At 62.1% G+C, this 13,879-nt stretch carries 13 protein-coding genes; 6 read left to right on the top strand and 7 right to left on the bottom strand.

Annotation, left to right across the window (positions count from 1 at the left end):
- The first annotated feature begins 3 nt into the window (after positions 1-3).
- The gene (locus NKJ11_RS04835) at positions 4-453 is read left to right on the top strand and encodes a nucleoside deaminase (protein ID WP_127289016.1); all 450 of its coding nucleotides are present in this window, start codon (positions 4-6) and stop codon (positions 451-453) included.
- A gap of 40 nt (positions 454-493) precedes the next feature.
- Here the strand turns inward: NKJ11_RS04835 and NKJ11_RS04840 are convergent, their stop codons facing one another.
- Both NKJ11_RS04840 and ileS read right to left on the bottom strand, forming a co-directional pair.
- Positions 494-1,174, bottom strand: a complete 681-nt coding sequence (locus tag NKJ11_RS04840; RefSeq protein ID WP_023813543.1) for a hypothetical protein — start codon at positions 1,172-1,174, stop codon at positions 494-496.
- A gap of 206 nt (positions 1,175-1,380) precedes the next feature.
- The gene (ileS, locus tag NKJ11_RS04845; RefSeq protein WP_352792801.1) at positions 1,381-4,374 is read right to left on the bottom strand and encodes an isoleucine--tRNA ligase; all 2,994 of its coding nucleotides are present in this window, start codon (positions 4,372-4,374) and stop codon (positions 1,381-1,383) included.
- Positions 4,375-4,417: 43 nt separating this feature from the next.
- On the opposite strand from ileS, the gene NKJ11_RS04850 reads away from it, so the two are divergent.
- Complete coding sequence (locus NKJ11_RS04850; RefSeq protein WP_352611820.1) at positions 4,418-4,675, top strand: hypothetical protein; 258 nt, start codon at positions 4,418-4,420, stop codon at positions 4,673-4,675.
- Here NKJ11_RS04850 and NKJ11_RS04855 read toward each other — a convergent pair.
- On the bottom strand, positions 4,665-5,471 hold the full coding sequence (locus NKJ11_RS04855; protein ID WP_352792802.1) for a MipA/OmpV family protein: 807 nt from the start codon (positions 5,469-5,471) through the stop codon (positions 4,665-4,667). The genes NKJ11_RS04850 and NKJ11_RS04855 overlap by 11 nt on opposite strands.
- 194 nt (positions 5,472-5,665) lie before the next feature.
- Here NKJ11_RS04855 and NKJ11_RS04860 point away from each other — a divergent pair, with 194 nt between their 5' ends.
- On the top strand, positions 5,666-6,220 hold the full coding sequence (locus NKJ11_RS04860) for an HdeD family acid-resistance protein (RefSeq protein WP_023813540.1): 555 nt from the start codon (positions 5,666-5,668) through the stop codon (positions 6,218-6,220).
- Positions 6,221-6,238: 18 nt separating this feature from the next.
- Here the strand turns inward: NKJ11_RS04860 and NKJ11_RS04865 are convergent, their stop codons facing one another.
- Together NKJ11_RS04865 and NKJ11_RS04870 are read right to left on the bottom strand one after the other, a co-directional pair.
- Positions 6,239-7,219, bottom strand: coding sequence for a bifunctional riboflavin kinase/FAD synthetase (locus NKJ11_RS04865; protein WP_023813539.1), 981 nt, complete (start codon positions 7,217-7,219; stop codon positions 6,239-6,241).
- Positions 7,220-7,225: 6 nt separating this feature from the next.
- Complete coding sequence (locus NKJ11_RS04870) at positions 7,226-8,086, bottom strand: TIGR01459 family HAD-type hydrolase (protein ID WP_023813538.1); 861 nt, start codon at positions 8,084-8,086, stop codon at positions 7,226-7,228.
- A 230-nt stretch (positions 8,087-8,316) separates the two neighbouring features.
- Between NKJ11_RS04870 and NKJ11_RS04875 the strand changes: the two genes are divergently transcribed.
- Both NKJ11_RS04875 and NKJ11_RS04880 read left to right on the top strand, forming a co-directional pair.
- Positions 8,317-10,302 carry a TadE/TadG family type IV pilus assembly protein gene (locus NKJ11_RS04875; protein ID WP_352792803.1) on the top strand — a complete coding sequence of 662 codons (1,986 nt, stop codon included), beginning with the start codon at positions 8,317-8,319 and terminating at the stop codon, positions 10,300-10,302.
- Between the two features lie 131 nt (positions 10,303-10,433).
- On the top strand, positions 10,434-11,066 hold the full coding sequence (locus tag NKJ11_RS04880; RefSeq protein ID WP_023813536.1) for a LysE family translocator: 633 nt from the start codon (positions 10,434-10,436) through the stop codon (positions 11,064-11,066).
- 39 nt (positions 11,067-11,105) lie between these two features.
- Here the strand turns inward: NKJ11_RS04880 and NKJ11_RS04885 are convergent, their stop codons facing one another.
- Positions 11,106-11,975 carry a LysR family transcriptional regulator gene (locus NKJ11_RS04885; protein WP_164892996.1) on the bottom strand — a complete coding sequence of 290 codons (870 nt, stop codon included), beginning with the start codon at positions 11,973-11,975 and terminating at the stop codon, positions 11,106-11,108.
- Between the two features lie 81 nt (positions 11,976-12,056).
- Here NKJ11_RS04885 and NKJ11_RS04890 point away from each other — a divergent pair, with 81 nt between their 5' ends.
- Complete coding sequence (locus NKJ11_RS04890; protein WP_023813534.1) at positions 12,057-12,806, top strand: CTP synthase C-terminal region-related (seleno)protein; 750 nt, start codon at positions 12,057-12,059, stop codon at positions 12,804-12,806.
- 48 nt (positions 12,807-12,854) lie between these two features.
- On the opposite strand, the gene NKJ11_RS04895 is transcribed toward NKJ11_RS04890, so the two are convergent.
- Positions 12,855-13,679, bottom strand: a complete 825-nt coding sequence (locus tag NKJ11_RS04895) for a DUF2189 domain-containing protein (RefSeq protein WP_023813533.1) — start codon at positions 13,677-13,679, stop codon at positions 12,855-12,857.
- Positions 13,680-13,879 lie beyond the last annotated feature (200 nt).

Here is a 13,879-nt window from a genome sequence, read left to right on the forward strand (position 1 = left end):
CGCGTGAAGCGGCCCGATTTCATGGCGCTGGCGCTGAAGGAGGCCGAGGCTGCCGCCTTGCGAGGCGAAGTGCCGGTCGGCGCCGTCATCGCCAATGGCGCTGGTGTTGTCGCCAGCGCCGGCAACCGCACACGCGAACTTGCCGACCCGACCGCGCATGCCGAGATGCTGGTCATCCGCGAAGCTTGCCGCAAACTGTCGGCCGAGCGGCTGACCGGCCATGATCTCTATGTGACGCTGGAACCTTGCGCCATGTGCGCCGGCGCCATTTCCTTCGCCCGGCTGCGCCGGCTTTATTTCGGTGCCGCCGACGACAAGGGCGGCGCGGTGGTCAATGGCGTGCGCTTCTTCGCATCGCCAACCTGCCACCACACGCCCGACATCTATCCAGGCATGGGCGAGACCGAGGCGGCCCTGTTGCTCAAAGGATTTTTCCTGGAACGGCGCGGTTGAACCGGGCGCCCTTCGGCAAGAAACAACAAAGAGGCGGTTTTTACAGGGACGGCATCCAGTCGAACCAGCCGCTGCCCTTCTTGCCTTCCGCCTCTTTCTTGAGGCGGCGCTCCTTCTTGTACTCGTCCTCGCCAAGCTCGTTCTGCGGTGCGGTGCCGGCCGCGACACGATACTGCACTGGAGGCTCGCTCAGATATTTGCGGGTGTTCGGATCGCCCTGCTTGCTGTCGGCAAGGCGGCGCTGGATCTCGGCGGCGCGACCCTTGTCGGAATCGGCGGGTGTCCATGCCGGCGGGTGGCTCGAGCCTGATTCCGCCATTGCCCTCTTCACCGAGGCCGGATCGGTCTGCACGTCGTCGACGATCTCCGACTGGTAAGCCGGGTCGTTCTGATGGGCGGTGGCGTCGGCGCGCAGGCGGGCGCGGCGCTGCTCGGGCGATTCGGGCCATTCGGCGCTCGCCGTCTCGATGCTGTCCTGCGGGGCCGGCAGCGCTTCCTTCTGGCCTGGCGCCGGCTTCACAAGCGTCGGACGCGGCTTGTAGTCGATCTGTTCCTTGCGCTTCGGCGCGAATGAAAAGGCACCTGAAATATCGCCGGCCAGCTGTTCGCCGGCGGTCTTGTCGGTGCCGTAGGTCGGAGAGCCCATGCAGCCGGACAAAGCGAGGCCCGACGCGACAAGCGGCGCCAGCAGCGCCAAGCGCGCATTATATCTCTCGGTCATGCCAAAAAGTCCCACTCTAGACAGCCTCTCGATTGCCGCCGGCCTTGTGGCCGGTCCCCATCGTCCAAGCACTTGCGACGGAAATCCGGCGACAATTTGTCTTCCGGAGTTTCGCGTGTTTACCTCAACCACTCGTTAAGGGCAACGCGCGGGCGGTTTTCGCCCGCCCGGCGTGGCATTTGTGCACCGATCCAGCCGACTAACCGTTAAAGTCGGCCAAGCGCCTTCAATTCATGCAGCACCGCCGCATCCCTAGCCGAAACATCCGGGAATTCCGGATCCTGGCCGACATCGGCGGTGTAGCGCCAGGAGCGTGCACATTTTAACAGACCACGATCCTCGGCCTTCTCGACCACCACGGCGACACCCTTGACGTCGTCGATCGCGAAGGCACCAGCCGGTGCCTCGCCATGAGCGATGACCAGATCGCTGGTGATCGCCATCTCGGCCATGTCGACATCTGAAATCGCCGCTTCGAGCGCTGCGTCGTTGATTGTGACGACCGGCACCGCTTCCAGCGACGATCCGATCACCTTCTGGGCGCGCGCGATCTCCAGCGCGCCGGTGACGACGCGCCGCACTTGCCGCACCTGGCGCCACTTTTCCGCCAGCGCCTCGTTCTTCCAGTCCGCCGGGATTTGCGGGAACTGGTCGAGATGCACCGAGACGGCGTCGGGATGACGGTCAAGCCAGGCCTCCTCCATGGTGAAAGGCAGCATCGGCGCCAGCCATTTCACCAGGCAATCGAAGAGATGGCGCACCACCTGCACCGAAGCCTTGCGCTTCAGGCTCGTCGGCGCGTCGCAGTAGAGCGCGTCCTTGCGGATGTCGAAATAGAACGCCGACAGCTCGACCACCATGAAATCGAGCAGCATGCGGGTGATGCGCTTGAATTCGAAGGCGTCGTAGCCCGAACGCACGACCTCATCGAGCTCGGCCAGCCGGTGCAGCATCAGCCGCTCCAGCTCCGGCATTTTCTCCATCGGCACCTCTTCGCCATCGTCATGGGCAAGCGTACCCAGCATCCAGCGGATGGTGTTGCGCAGTTTGCGGTAGGCGTCGATGTTGGTCTGCAGCACGTTCTTGCCGAGCCGCTGGTCCTCCCAGTAGTCGGTCGTCACCACCCACAGACGCAGGATATCGGCGCCCGACTGCTTGATGACGTCCTGCGGCACCACGGTGTTGCCCAGCGACTTTGACATCTTGCGGCCATCCTCGTCCATGGTGAAACCATGGGTGACGACGGTGTCGTAAGGCGCCCTGCCCCTGGTGCCGCAGCTCTCCAGCAGCGACGAATGGAACCAGCCGCGATGCTGGTCGGAGCCTTCGAGATAGACGTCGGCCGGCCATTTCAGGTCAGGACGATCCTCCAGCGTGAAGGCATGCGTCGAGCCCGAATCGAACCAGACGTCGAGGATGTCCATCACCTGCTTCCACTTCGAAGCGTCGTGATTGCCAAGGAAACGCTCCTTGGCATCAGCCGCGAACCAGGCGTCGGCGCCCTCCTTCTCGAAGGCGTCCATGATGCGCTGGTTGACCGCTTCGTCCTTCAGCACATTGCCGTCGGCATCGGCGAAGACGGCGATCGGCACGCCCCAGGCGCGCTGGCGCGACAGCACCCAGTCCGGGCGCTCCTCGATCATGGCGCGGATGCGGTTCTGGCCGGCGGCGGGCACGAAGCGGGTGTCGTCGATGGCCTTGAGCGCCCGGCTGCGCAACGTCGAGCCATCGCCGAGGTCCTTGTCCATGTAGACGAACCATTGCGGCGTGTTGCGGAAGATGATCGGTTTCTTGGACCGCCAGGAGTGAGGGTAGCTGTGCTTCAGCCGGCCACGCGCGAACAGCGCGTTGCGTTTGATCAACTCGTCGATGACGGCCTGGTTGGCGTTGCCCTTCTTGCCATTGTCATCGATGACGCGTGCCGGTCCACCCTCGCGGTCGGGGCCGAACCCCGGCGCGTCCTTGGTGAAGAAGCCGCCATCGTCGACGGTGAACGGGATGGCGGGATCGATGCCGCGTGTGCGCAGATCCACCGCCGCATCCATCCAGGCGTCAAAGTCCTCGCGGCCGTGACCGGGCGCGGTGTGGACGAAGCCGGTGCCGGCATCGTCGGTGACATGGTCGCCGACGAGCATGGGCACATCGAAATGATACCCTCCGTTTAACGCAAAAAACGGATGATCTAACGTTACGTTGGCAAGTTCCTCGCTTGTCACGGTGCGAAGTCGCTTAAAATTCACCTTGGCTTTGGCTGCGCTTTCATCGGCAAGCGCGTCGGCAAAGACCAGCTTCTCACCGGGCTGAGGGCCAAAGTCATTTTCGGCTGCCACGATCTCGTAAAGTCCGTAGGCAATGCGTGGCGAATAGGCTACCGCCCGGTTACCCGGGATCGTCCAAGGCGTTGTCGTCCAGATGACAACTGAAGCATGGGACAAACTGTGCGGCGGCTTTACGACAATTTTCCTGCCAGTTCGCTCACCACCTTCGTCCTCGACGTGTAAAATCGTATCCCCATCAGCAGACTGGATCGGAAACTTCACCCAGATCGTGTCGCTCTCATAGTCGTGGTACTCGATCTCGGCCTCGGCCAGCGCCGTACGCTCGACCACGCTCCACATCACCGGCTTGGAGCCGCGGTAGAGCTGGCCCGACATGGCGAATTTCAACAGCTCGCCGGCGATGCGCGACTCGGCATGGAAAGCCATCGTCGTATAGGGATTCTCGAAGTCGCCGATGACGCCGAGGCGCTGGAACTCGGCCCCCTGCACCGTGATCCAACCTGCGGCGAACTCACGGCATTCCTTGCGGAATTCGTTGACCGGCACCTCGTCCTTGTTCTTGCCCTTGGCGCGGTACTGCTCCTCGATCTTCCATTCGATCGGCAGGCCGTGACAGTCCCAGCCGGGCACATAGTTCGAGTCGTAACCGCGCATCTGGAACGAGCGGGTGATGACGTCCTTGAGGATCTTGTTCAGCGCATGGCCGATATGGATGTTGCCGTTGGCGTAGGGCGGGCCGTCATGCAGCACGTATTTCGTGCGGCCGGCAGCGCTCTCGCGCAGCTTGCGGTAGAGGTCCATGTCCTGCCAGCGCTTGACCAGCAGCGGCTCCTTCTCCGGCAAGCCGGCACGCATCGGGAAATCCGTCCGCGGCAGGTAAAGCGTCTTGGAATAGTCGATCGTTTCAGTTGTATCGGTCATTGGTCTGCCATGTGCATTGCCCGGCGGCAAAAGAGCTCGGGCGTTGAACTATACTTTTGCGCATGTCGTTTTCCCAAAACCGGGGCCACTTTTGGGCGACATGCCTGATGATCTGGAAAAAGCGCGAGAGGCCGCGCGCAGAATTCCCGGCGGTTCCGGCGACCCTCAGGCCGCCCGGAACACCGGGCCGGTAATTCGTATCGTCAGCACGCGAAGGCGCAAAAAGCTCGTCATTGGTGGGCTTTTAGCGGAGATAGACGCAGGAATAAAGCGTCTCTCGTTCGATTCACCTACATCGTGAAATCGAAGCGGTAGGTGGTCGACACGCCAATCATAAACTGGTTGCGGTCGCCACGCTCCTTGACCAGGCTGGAATCGGCCGCCGGTCCCATCAGGCGCGAATATTCGCCAAACAGGCTGGCGGTCATCGGCTCGGTCACCTTCCAGGTTATGGCGCCGCCAAGGCCGGTCGATTTCAGCCCGCCACCGGGATGATATTCGCTCAAGCCCGAAGCCACCGCTTCCTGCGCGTTGACGCCATAATAGGCGTCGAAATAGTTGCCTGAGGCGAAGGAAACACGCGGTCCTCCCGAAATCCTGACGGTTGGCGTCACATCGTAGAAGGCGTCGGCGGCAATGTCGGCGACAAAGCCGTTGTGGGCGCGAATGCCATGGCGCAGCTCGGCGCGGGCGCGCAGCCAGTCCGTCGGATAGAATTCGAAGAAGCCGCCGACTTCCCCGCCCCAGCGCACCGGATCGAGGCCCTTCAGCTCATCGGCGTTGTCATCGTCGCGGGAAAACAGGAACTTGCCGGTCAGGCCGGCGCGGACACCGCCATCATCGACCAGCGCCAGCGAGATGTTGTCGTTGCGCGAGACAAAGCGGGCGGCAGGTCCGGCCTTGCCCAGCGAAATGATCGGCGAGGCGCTGAGCAGGTACTTCTTGCCGCCCTCGAAATTCGGCGCCACCATGCCAGTGGCGCCAACGGTCAGATACCAGTCGCCGGACAGCCAGCTGCCCTCGCCCGCATTGGCAACGCCCGCGCCACCCAGCATCGCAGCGGCCCACACCAGAGAGATTCTTCCGACCGGACTCATGGCCACTCCACTAACACAACACACACGGATACCGACGACAGCTTTGACGGCCGTTTGGTAAAATTTGATTTAAACCCGAGACATACGCTCGCGCTTTGCCGCGATCCGGCTGCCGGTCATCGACTGGACGTTGGCCCGCGCCCGGATTACCTTCCATTCGCAGTATTCCGCAGCCCTCGATGGAGACCGCGACAATGACCCTGCATGGCGACGCCTTGAAAATCGCGATCGAACAGACACGGACAAAATGGGGATGGTTTGTCGCGCTCGGTGTGCTGCTGCTCATCTTCGGCGGCATTGCCTTTGCCAATCTGTTCGTCGCCACGGTGGCTTCCGTCTACGTCGTGGGATGGCTGATGCTGATGGCGGGCATCATCGAGATCGTGCATGCGTTCGGCGTCAAGACCTGGAGCCGCTTCTTCTACTGGCTGCTCAGCGGACTGCTGTACGCCGTTGCCGGCTTCTTCGCTTTCGGCAATCCGTTGCTTGCCTCGGCGGTGCTGACGTTCCTGCTGGCGATCGCGCTGGTCGCGTCAGGGGTGCTCAGGGCCTGGGTCGGCTACAGCCATCGGCCGGAACGCGGCTGGGGCTGGATCGTCGCCGCCGGTGTCATCAGCGCCCTTGCAGGTCTGATCATCGCCATGGGCTGGCCGGTCAACAGCCTGTGGGTGCTCGGTCTGTTCCTTGCGATCGATCTGATCTTCCAGGGCTGGACCTTCATCGCCGTCGGCCTCGCGCTGAAAAAATAGCCGGGATCACGCCTGGACTCAAAAAGCCATGGCCGCGTCGAGATCGGAGAGCGGCTTGACGCCGGCAAGCAGCGCGCGTGCCTCGGCTTCATCGCGCTTCATCTGCGCGACCAGCGCATCGAGCCCTTCGAACTTCACCTCCGGGCGCAGGAAACCGAAGAAGGAAACCTGACAGACCTCGCCATAGAGGTCTTCGGAGAAGTCGAAGACGAAGGTTTCAAGCAGCGGCGCGCCATTGTCGTCGACCGTCGGGCGACGGCCGAAGCTGGCGACGCCGTCGTGAAGCGTGCCGTCGGCGCGGCGGAAGCGGACGGCATAGATGCCCTCCTTGAGTGCGGCTTCAGCCGACAGCCTCATATTCGCGGTTGGAAAGCCAAGGGTGCGGCCAAGCTGCTGTCCGCCGACCACCTCGCTTTCGACGGTGAAGCGGTAGCCGAGCAGACCGGCGGCTTCAGCCACCTCGCCCTCGCCCAGCAATCCGCGGATGCGGCTGGACGACACCACCTCGGCGCCCTCGTCCCGGAAGGCGTCGACGAGCGTGACGCCGAAGCCATGACGTTCGCCGGCCGCCATCAGGTAGGCCGGGCCGCCTTGACGATCCTTGCCGAAGTGGAAATCGAACCCGGTCACGGCGTGGGTAATGCCAAGGTTCGTTTCCAGCACATCCGTCACGAACGCTTCCGCCGACAGCGAGGCGAAGTCGCGCGTGAACGGCTGTTCGACCAGCGCGGCAAAGCCCAGCAGCGACAGGAGCCTCGCCTTCATCGGCGGCGGCGTCAGCACGAACAACGGGATATCAGGCCTGAAGATCTTGCGCGGATGCGGTTCGAATGTCAGCACCAGGGCCGGCACTCCACGCCGTCCGGCCTCGGCAGAGGCCCGCTCGAGCACCGCCTGATGGCCGCGATGGACGCCATCGAAATTGCCGATCGCCACCACGCCGCCGCGCAGGTCGGCGGGAAGCGGCGCGGTTGCCAGGATGCGTTGGAAGGCTGCCATCGTCACCTACCGAAGTCTGGGAATGACGGCCACCGGACCATAGCCATGCTTTTCCAGGAACGCCGCCAGTCTTGCCGGGTCCGGGTACAGGGCATCGCCATAGTCGCGGGCATGGATGCCGCCGGAGACATAAAGAACATCGAAGCCATTGTCGGCGGCGCCCTTCACATCGGTCATCATGCCGTCGCCGATGGCCAGCACCTGGCCGCGCTCGACCGGCTGGCCAAGAATCTCGGCGACCTCTTTCATCGCGAGATTGTAGATCGGCGCGTAAGGTTTTCCAGCGATCAATGTGCGGCCGCCGAGCTGGGCGTAGTCACGCGCCAGCGCGCCGGCACACCATATGATGCGTTCGCCGCGCTCGACCACGATGTCGGGATTTGCGCAGATGAAAGGCAGGTTCCGGGCGCGCAGCCGCCGCAGGAGCTCCGTGTAATCCTCGGGGTTTTCGACCTCGTCGTCGAACAGGCCGGTGCAGACGATGCCGGACGCCTCGAACTCCTCGACAAGCTCGACGTCGAGACCTTCATAGAGGGTGAAGTCCCGGTCGGCGCCGATATGGAAAATCTTGCGCGGCCCTTCGGCGATCAGATCCCGCGTCACGTCGCCTGAGGTAACCACCCGGTCGTAGGCTGACGGTGGAACACCGATCGCGTTCATCTGCGCCACGACATCGGCACTTCTGCGCGGCGAATTGGTGATGAGGACGACGGGGATTTTCGCCTCTCGAGCCCTTGCCAATGCCGAGGCCGCCGCCGGGAAATGCGTTTCACCATTGTGCACCACGCCCCAGACGTCGCACAGGATTGCCGAATAGGCCTTCGACACGTCTTCGAGCGAGCTGATGATTTCAGGCGAATCCGCCATGCCGTTTCCTTCAGTCATGATCGTTGCGATCGCCGCGACCGACGGTTCGCCGCAGCCGGTTCGGATTAGCCGAACCGCCCCGGCCTGTCATCAGCTTTCGCCAGGCACGATTGGTTAGCGGTTGGTGAAGCGCTGCCCCGGCAATCGAGCGATTTCCCAAACACGGCCTTCAGCGTTTTGTGGAAAGCTGGCATTGATCGAGAATCCGCCGGCGGGGGCCGCTGCAAGACATGCATGAACTTTGGCGTCAGTTCTGCCGCGACCAACGCGGCAACTATGCTCTTATGACCGTCGTCGCGATGGTTCCGCTCATGGGCGCCCTGGCGATGGCCGTCGACTTCACCGAGATGAGCCGCGAAAAACAGGCGGTTTCGAATGCGCTCGATGCCGCAAACTTCGCCACGGCGCGCCGGCTGACGGAAGGTGCTACCGACGACCAGTTGAGAGCCTATGCGCTCGATTTCTTCAATGCCAACCTCAACAAGATCAACCCTGCCAACACGACGCTCAGCGTCACCTTGCCAAGCAACACCGCCGGCGGGGGCTTGCTCAAGATGAGCGCGCGGCTTGACTACAAGCCCTATTTCTATCCGGTCTTCGGTCAGCTCGTCGGCAAATCCGAAACCGACGCCAACCAGAAGATCAGCTTCAACGTCTCCTCGGAAGTGCGGCTGAAGAACACTCTTGAAGTCGCCCTGGTGCTCGACAATTCCGGGTCGATGACCAAGACCGGAACGGGCTCGGGGCAAACGCGGATCGACCTTCTCAAGACCGCGGCCAAACAGCTGGTCGACACGCTGGCCCAGCAGGCGGCGATGATCAAGCAGGTCGACAGGCCGGTGCAGTTCGGCCTCGTGCCGTTTGCCGCCTCGGTCAATGTCGGACCCGGCAACGGTAACGCGTCCTGGATGGACACCGAAGGACTGTCGCCGGTATCGAACGAGAATTTCGACTGGTCGACGCTGAACGCGGTCGACAAATACGCCCAGCAGACCAACGGTATCTGGTACAAGCGCGGCACCGGATGGGGTACCGGCGAAGGCCAGATGCTGACCCGGTTTTCGCTCTACCGAGACATGAAGGTCGTCACCAACCATGAGCGTGTCACCAACAGCAAGCGCGTGGTTTGCGACGAATACAACTCGAACAACACCTGCAAACGCGACCACGACGAATACGACTACATCGATTCCTATGGCCCGTTCGCCAGTTGGCAGGGTTGCGTCGAGGCCAGGCCCTATCCCTACAATGTCAACGACGCGGCGCCTTCCGGCGGCTCTGCGAACACCGGCATAGGGATTGGCGATCCGGCGACGATGTTCGTGCCGATGTTCGCCCCTGACGAACCCGGCAACCATTGGAAGATCACTCAGGATCCGGATGAGGCCGCGCCGACGGCCTATGGCGCTATCAACAGCTGGTGGAATGACGACCCGACAAGCAGCACCGGCCAATCCCGGTTGCGCAACATGGCCAAATATTTCCAGCCGCGGCCGATCAATGCGCCGGCGCTGGCCGCCGGCAACGGGCCGAACTACAGCTGCTCCACCAACCCGATCACGCCGCTGACCGATGTCAGCGTTGCCACTGGGCTCACGGCGATCAAGGCCGCGATCGACCTGATGAAGCCCGATGGCGGCACCAATGTTCCCGAAGGCATCGCCTGGGGATGGCGCGTGGTTTCGAGCGGCGAGCCCTTCACGCAAGGACGCCCGGAAACCGAGAGGGGCAACGACAAGGTCGTGATCGTGCTGACCGACGGCGCCAACACCTACTACACGCCTTCCTCGCTCGGCTATTCCGACCCCGCCGATTCGAAGTCGACCTATGCGTCCTTCGGCTATCTCAAACCCGGCTACAACGGCACGTCGGTGGGCCGCCTGTTCATGGGCACATCGAGCACCATTGGCCAATTCGATTATTCTAACGGCAATTATACCAACGCGCTCAACGAGCAGATGGCGACGCTTTGCAACAACGCCAAGGCAGCCAACATCATGGTGATGACTGTGGCGCTCGATCTGTCGACGACTAAAATCGCCGACCAGCAGGCGATCGAGGCGCTGAAATCCTGCTCGTCGAACTCGCGCTTCCGCAAGGATCCAACGGACGCGAGCAAGCCGGCAAAACTGTTCTGGAACGCCACCGGCGCCAGCTTGTCGAACGATTTCAAGGAAATCGGCAACGAACTGTCGAACCTGCGCGTCGTCGGCTGATCCGTAGGCACCGGCGGCTAGCTGGAACAACGGCTGGCGCCGCCATGCACTTGCGCGCGCCTGCCGGGACAGGCACATGTTGGCCGCCTGCCGGATCGTGCATCCATTCGCGGCGCGCTGGGGAAGAACAGATGCCCGAAACGGCCAATCATCTCGCCTTCGCGCTGGTCTGCCTCGGCATGGTGCTGACGCCTGGCCCCAACATGATCTATCTGATCTCGCGTTCCCTGTCGCAGGGGCCGAAGGCGGGGCTCATCTCGCTTGGCGGCGTGGCACTCGGCTTTGTCTTCTATGTGCTGGCGGCGGCGTTCGGCATCACCGCGCTGCTGCTCGCCGTGCCCTACGCCTATGACGCGCTGCGCTTTGCCGGCGTGCTCTATCTCCTGTGGCTGGCCTGGCAGGCGGTGAAGCCGGGCGGACGCTCGCCGTTCGAAGTGCGCGAATTGCCGAGGGACAGGCCGCGCAAGCTTTTCGCCATGGGCCTGATGACGAATCTGCTCAATCCGAAGGTGGCCGTGCTCTATCTGTCGCTGTTGCCGCAGTTCATCAGCCCCGGCAAAGGCCACGTCCTGTCGCAGCTACTGGTGCTCGGCGCGACGCAGATTTCGATCAGTCTCAGCGTCAATGCCGTCATCGCGGTGACGGCCGGCTCGATCGCCACCTTTCTCGCCGGACGGCCTTTGTGGCTGGTCATCCAGCGCTGGATGATGGGCACCGTGCTGGCGGCACTTGCGCTGAAGATGGCGACAGAGGCGCAGCGCTGAATTCGCCTTGGACGATGATCGCGAGCTGAGCTAGAAACGTCAGGGCGCCAGCAGCTGCACGAATTTCTCCGCGGCTGGCGAACGATTGGCCCTTGCAAGACTGACAACGAGCAGCCGCCTCTGAACACAAGGAACAATGGGAATTCGACACACGCGAGCGTCTCCTTCCGGAGTGGAAAGCTCAGGCATCAGTGTCACACCGATCCCCTGCGACACCATTTCCACCAGGGCAGCCGTATCGCGAACCGTAAGGACAACCTTAGGCGAGATGTTCACGGATGCGAAGAGCTGACGGATGACCGGCTCGCAACCAGAGCCCGACATGATGAAATTCTCGTCGGCCAGGTCGCACAATTTGACGCGCGCCGTCGCTGCTAGCGGGTGGTCGCAAGCAGCAAGAAAGACGAAATCATCCTCCAGGACTACATCCCCGACAGTTTCGGCTGATTGTTCGGAGGTCAGGCCGACGTCAACGACTGCTGTTTCAACCCATTCCAGAACCTCATGATCGGTTCCTTCCAGCAAAACCAGTTCGACGCCGGGGAAAAGCCGCTGGAAGCGGGCAAGTATTTGCGGCAGCAAACGCTCTACCGCGCTTGCCACGCTTCCAATGCGCAACCGCCCGGTCTGAGCGCCTGAAGCTGCGGCGCTCCTTTGCTGGATTCGCTCGATGGCCAGAACGGCCTCTCGCGCATCCTGAAGCACTGCTTGTCCAATTTCCGTCGGAAACACCCCGTTCTTGCCGCGAACCAGAAGCTTCACTCCAAGAACGCCTTCAAGGCTTCTCATCGCCTGGCTTGCGCCCGACTGCGTCATGCCGATCCGCGTAGCGGCCGTCGAAAAGCTCGCGTCTTCGACAATCATGGTCAGGACCCGCAGCTGAGCGAGAGTGATATTAGTGATAGTCATGATAGATATCATCAGAATGCATTTTACTTATGCATCTCCGATAACGCATCTGGAAGCTCACTTCAATTCATAGGAGCTCTCATGACACAACGACTCGCATTGGCGCTGATCGGTGAATACACGCCATCTTTCGAACCACACGCCAAGATGGACGAAGCGCTGGATCATGCCGGGTCCACGCTCGGTATCCAGTACGAACACCAGTGGATTTCGACCGAAGAACTGATCACCGGGGTCAGCGACAAGCTGGCACCTTTTGATGCGATCTGGATCGCTCCAGGCAGCCCGTACAGGAGCATGAATGGCGCTCTGAATGCCATCCGGCATGCCAGGGAAAACGAAATTCCTGCTTTGGGAACCTGCGGCGGTTGCCAGCATATGGTCGTCGAATATGCCCGCAACGTGCTGGGTTTCCAGGACGCCGAGCATGCGGAATACGATCCCTATGCTTCCACCCTGTTCGTCACACAGCTGACCTGTTCACTCGTTGGGCAAACCATGGACGTATTTCTGACGCGAGGGAGCCGGGCAGCGCGGATTTATGGACAAACGAACACGAAAGAGCGCTACTATTGCAACTTCGGCATCAATCCAGCCTACCAGAAAGAACTGGACGCCGGCGGCTTTCACATTGTCGGCAGGGATTCGAATGGCGAGGCTCGCGTCCTCCTGCTGCCATCCCACCCATTCTACCTTGCCACGCTCTTCGTGCCGCAGCTGACGTCGACAAAGCAGCACCCGCATCCAATCATTGTCGCCTTCCTGGAAAGCGCCCGGTCAAGACCGCGCGCCGCGTTTTGGGGCGGTGATGTTTCCCAGCTCAATCGCTGAACGGCCTATCGTCGTTGAGTGATTGCAAGAAGTTAGCGACAGCGCACCCTACATCGGCCGCCTTGTCTGCTGCGCCCGCTCGGGCTCGACCACCTTGCGGTAGAGATGCCAGGTGGCATGGCCGAGCACCGGCATGACGACGGCTAGCCCGGCAAACAGCGGGATGGAACCGATCACCAGAAGCACGGCGACCAGCAAGCCCCACAGCGCCATCTGCAGCGGGTTGGCCATTACCGCCCGGGCCGAGGTCTCGATCGCCGAAACGGCGCCGACGTCACGGTCGAGCAGCAGCGGGAAGGCAACCACGGTGGTGGCCAGCACGATTACGGCAAAGACAAAGCCCGCGGCATTGCCGGCAAGGATCAGCGTCCAGCCCTTGCTGGTGGTCAGCACGTCGCGGATGAAGCCACCGATCGAGGCCGGCGGCTGGTCGCCGAACAGGCCGGTGTAGATCGATTGCGCGGTGTAGAGCCATAACAGGAACAGCGCCACCAGCATGATGCCGATGACAGCGATCGATGGAACCGCGGACGAGCGCCGCACATCAAACGCGTGCCGCCAGGAGGTGTTCATGCCGAGTTCGCGCCGGCGGCTGATCTCGTAAAGGCCGAGCGCCGCAAAGGGCCCGACCAGCGCGAAACCCGACATCAGGGGATAGATGAGCTGGATGGCGTTGGCCCCGGACGTCCACTGCGTCAGGATCAGGCCGACGATGGGATAGATCAAGCACAGGAACACATAGTGCGAAGGTTTTGCCCAGAAATCCTCGACGCCGAGGCGCAGCGCATCCCAAAGGTCCGACGTGGTGATGCGGCGCACCGTTGGCTGCACATGCATTCCACGTGCGTCCGCCATGACATGAAAGCCGGCCATAACCTTCCTCCCGTGTGTCGGGGCGGTCACCGCCAGGATGGCCGCCAGAGCTGCCACTTCAAGAACGAGAGGCACGATAGCAGAGTTGGCGGCGATTGTCGCCGCGTCAATTGCCTGGGGAGCAACTCCTCGTAGTGTTCAACTCTCCGTATGGCCTCTCATATGGCGTACCTTGGCGGTCCTTCATTTTGACCAATCAT

This window comes from Mesorhizobium sp. M0243 (assembly GCF_040321775.1).
Taxonomy (GTDB): Bacteria; Pseudomonadota; Alphaproteobacteria; order Rhizobiales; family Rhizobiaceae; genus Mesorhizobium.

Excerpts from the sequence above, each read along its gene's own strand:
- NKJ11_RS04840 (WP_023813543.1), bottom strand. The coding sequence starts at position 1,174 with ATGACCGAGAGATATAATGCGCGCTTGGCGCTGCTGGCGCCGCTTGTC.
- NKJ11_RS04885 (WP_164892996.1), bottom strand. The coding sequence starts at position 11,975 with ATGACTATCACTAATATCACTCTCGCTCAGCTGCGGGTCCTGACCATG.
- NKJ11_RS04880 (WP_023813536.1), top strand. The coding sequence starts at position 10,434 with ATGCCCGAAACGGCCAATCATCTCGCCTTCGCGCTGGTCTGCCTCGGC.
- NKJ11_RS04855 (WP_352792802.1), bottom strand. The coding sequence starts at position 5,471 with ATGAGTCCGGTCGGAAGAATCTCTCTGGTGTGGGCCGCTGCGATGCTG.
- NKJ11_RS04875 (WP_352792803.1), top strand. The coding sequence starts at position 8,317 with ATGCATGAACTTTGGCGTCAGTTCTGCCGCGACCAACGCGGCAACTAT.
- NKJ11_RS04870 (WP_023813538.1), bottom strand. The coding sequence starts at position 8,086 with ATGGCGGATTCGCCTGAAATCATCAGCTCGCTCGAAGACGTGTCGAAG.
- NKJ11_RS04895 (WP_023813533.1), bottom strand. The coding sequence starts at position 13,679 with ATGGCCGGCTTTCATGTCATGGCGGACGCACGTGGAATGCATGTGCAG.
- NKJ11_RS04865 (WP_023813539.1), bottom strand. The coding sequence starts at position 7,219 with ATGGCAGCCTTCCAACGCATCCTGGCAACCGCGCCGCTTCCCGCCGAC.
- NKJ11_RS04860 (WP_023813540.1), top strand. The coding sequence starts at position 5,666 with ATGACCCTGCATGGCGACGCCTTGAAAATCGCGATCGAACAGACACGG.
- NKJ11_RS04890 (WP_023813534.1), top strand. The coding sequence starts at position 12,057 with ATGACACAACGACTCGCATTGGCGCTGATCGGTGAATACACGCCATCT.
- ileS (WP_352792801.1), bottom strand. The coding sequence starts at position 4,374 with ATGACCGATACAACTGAAACGATCGACTATTCCAAGACGCTTTACCTG.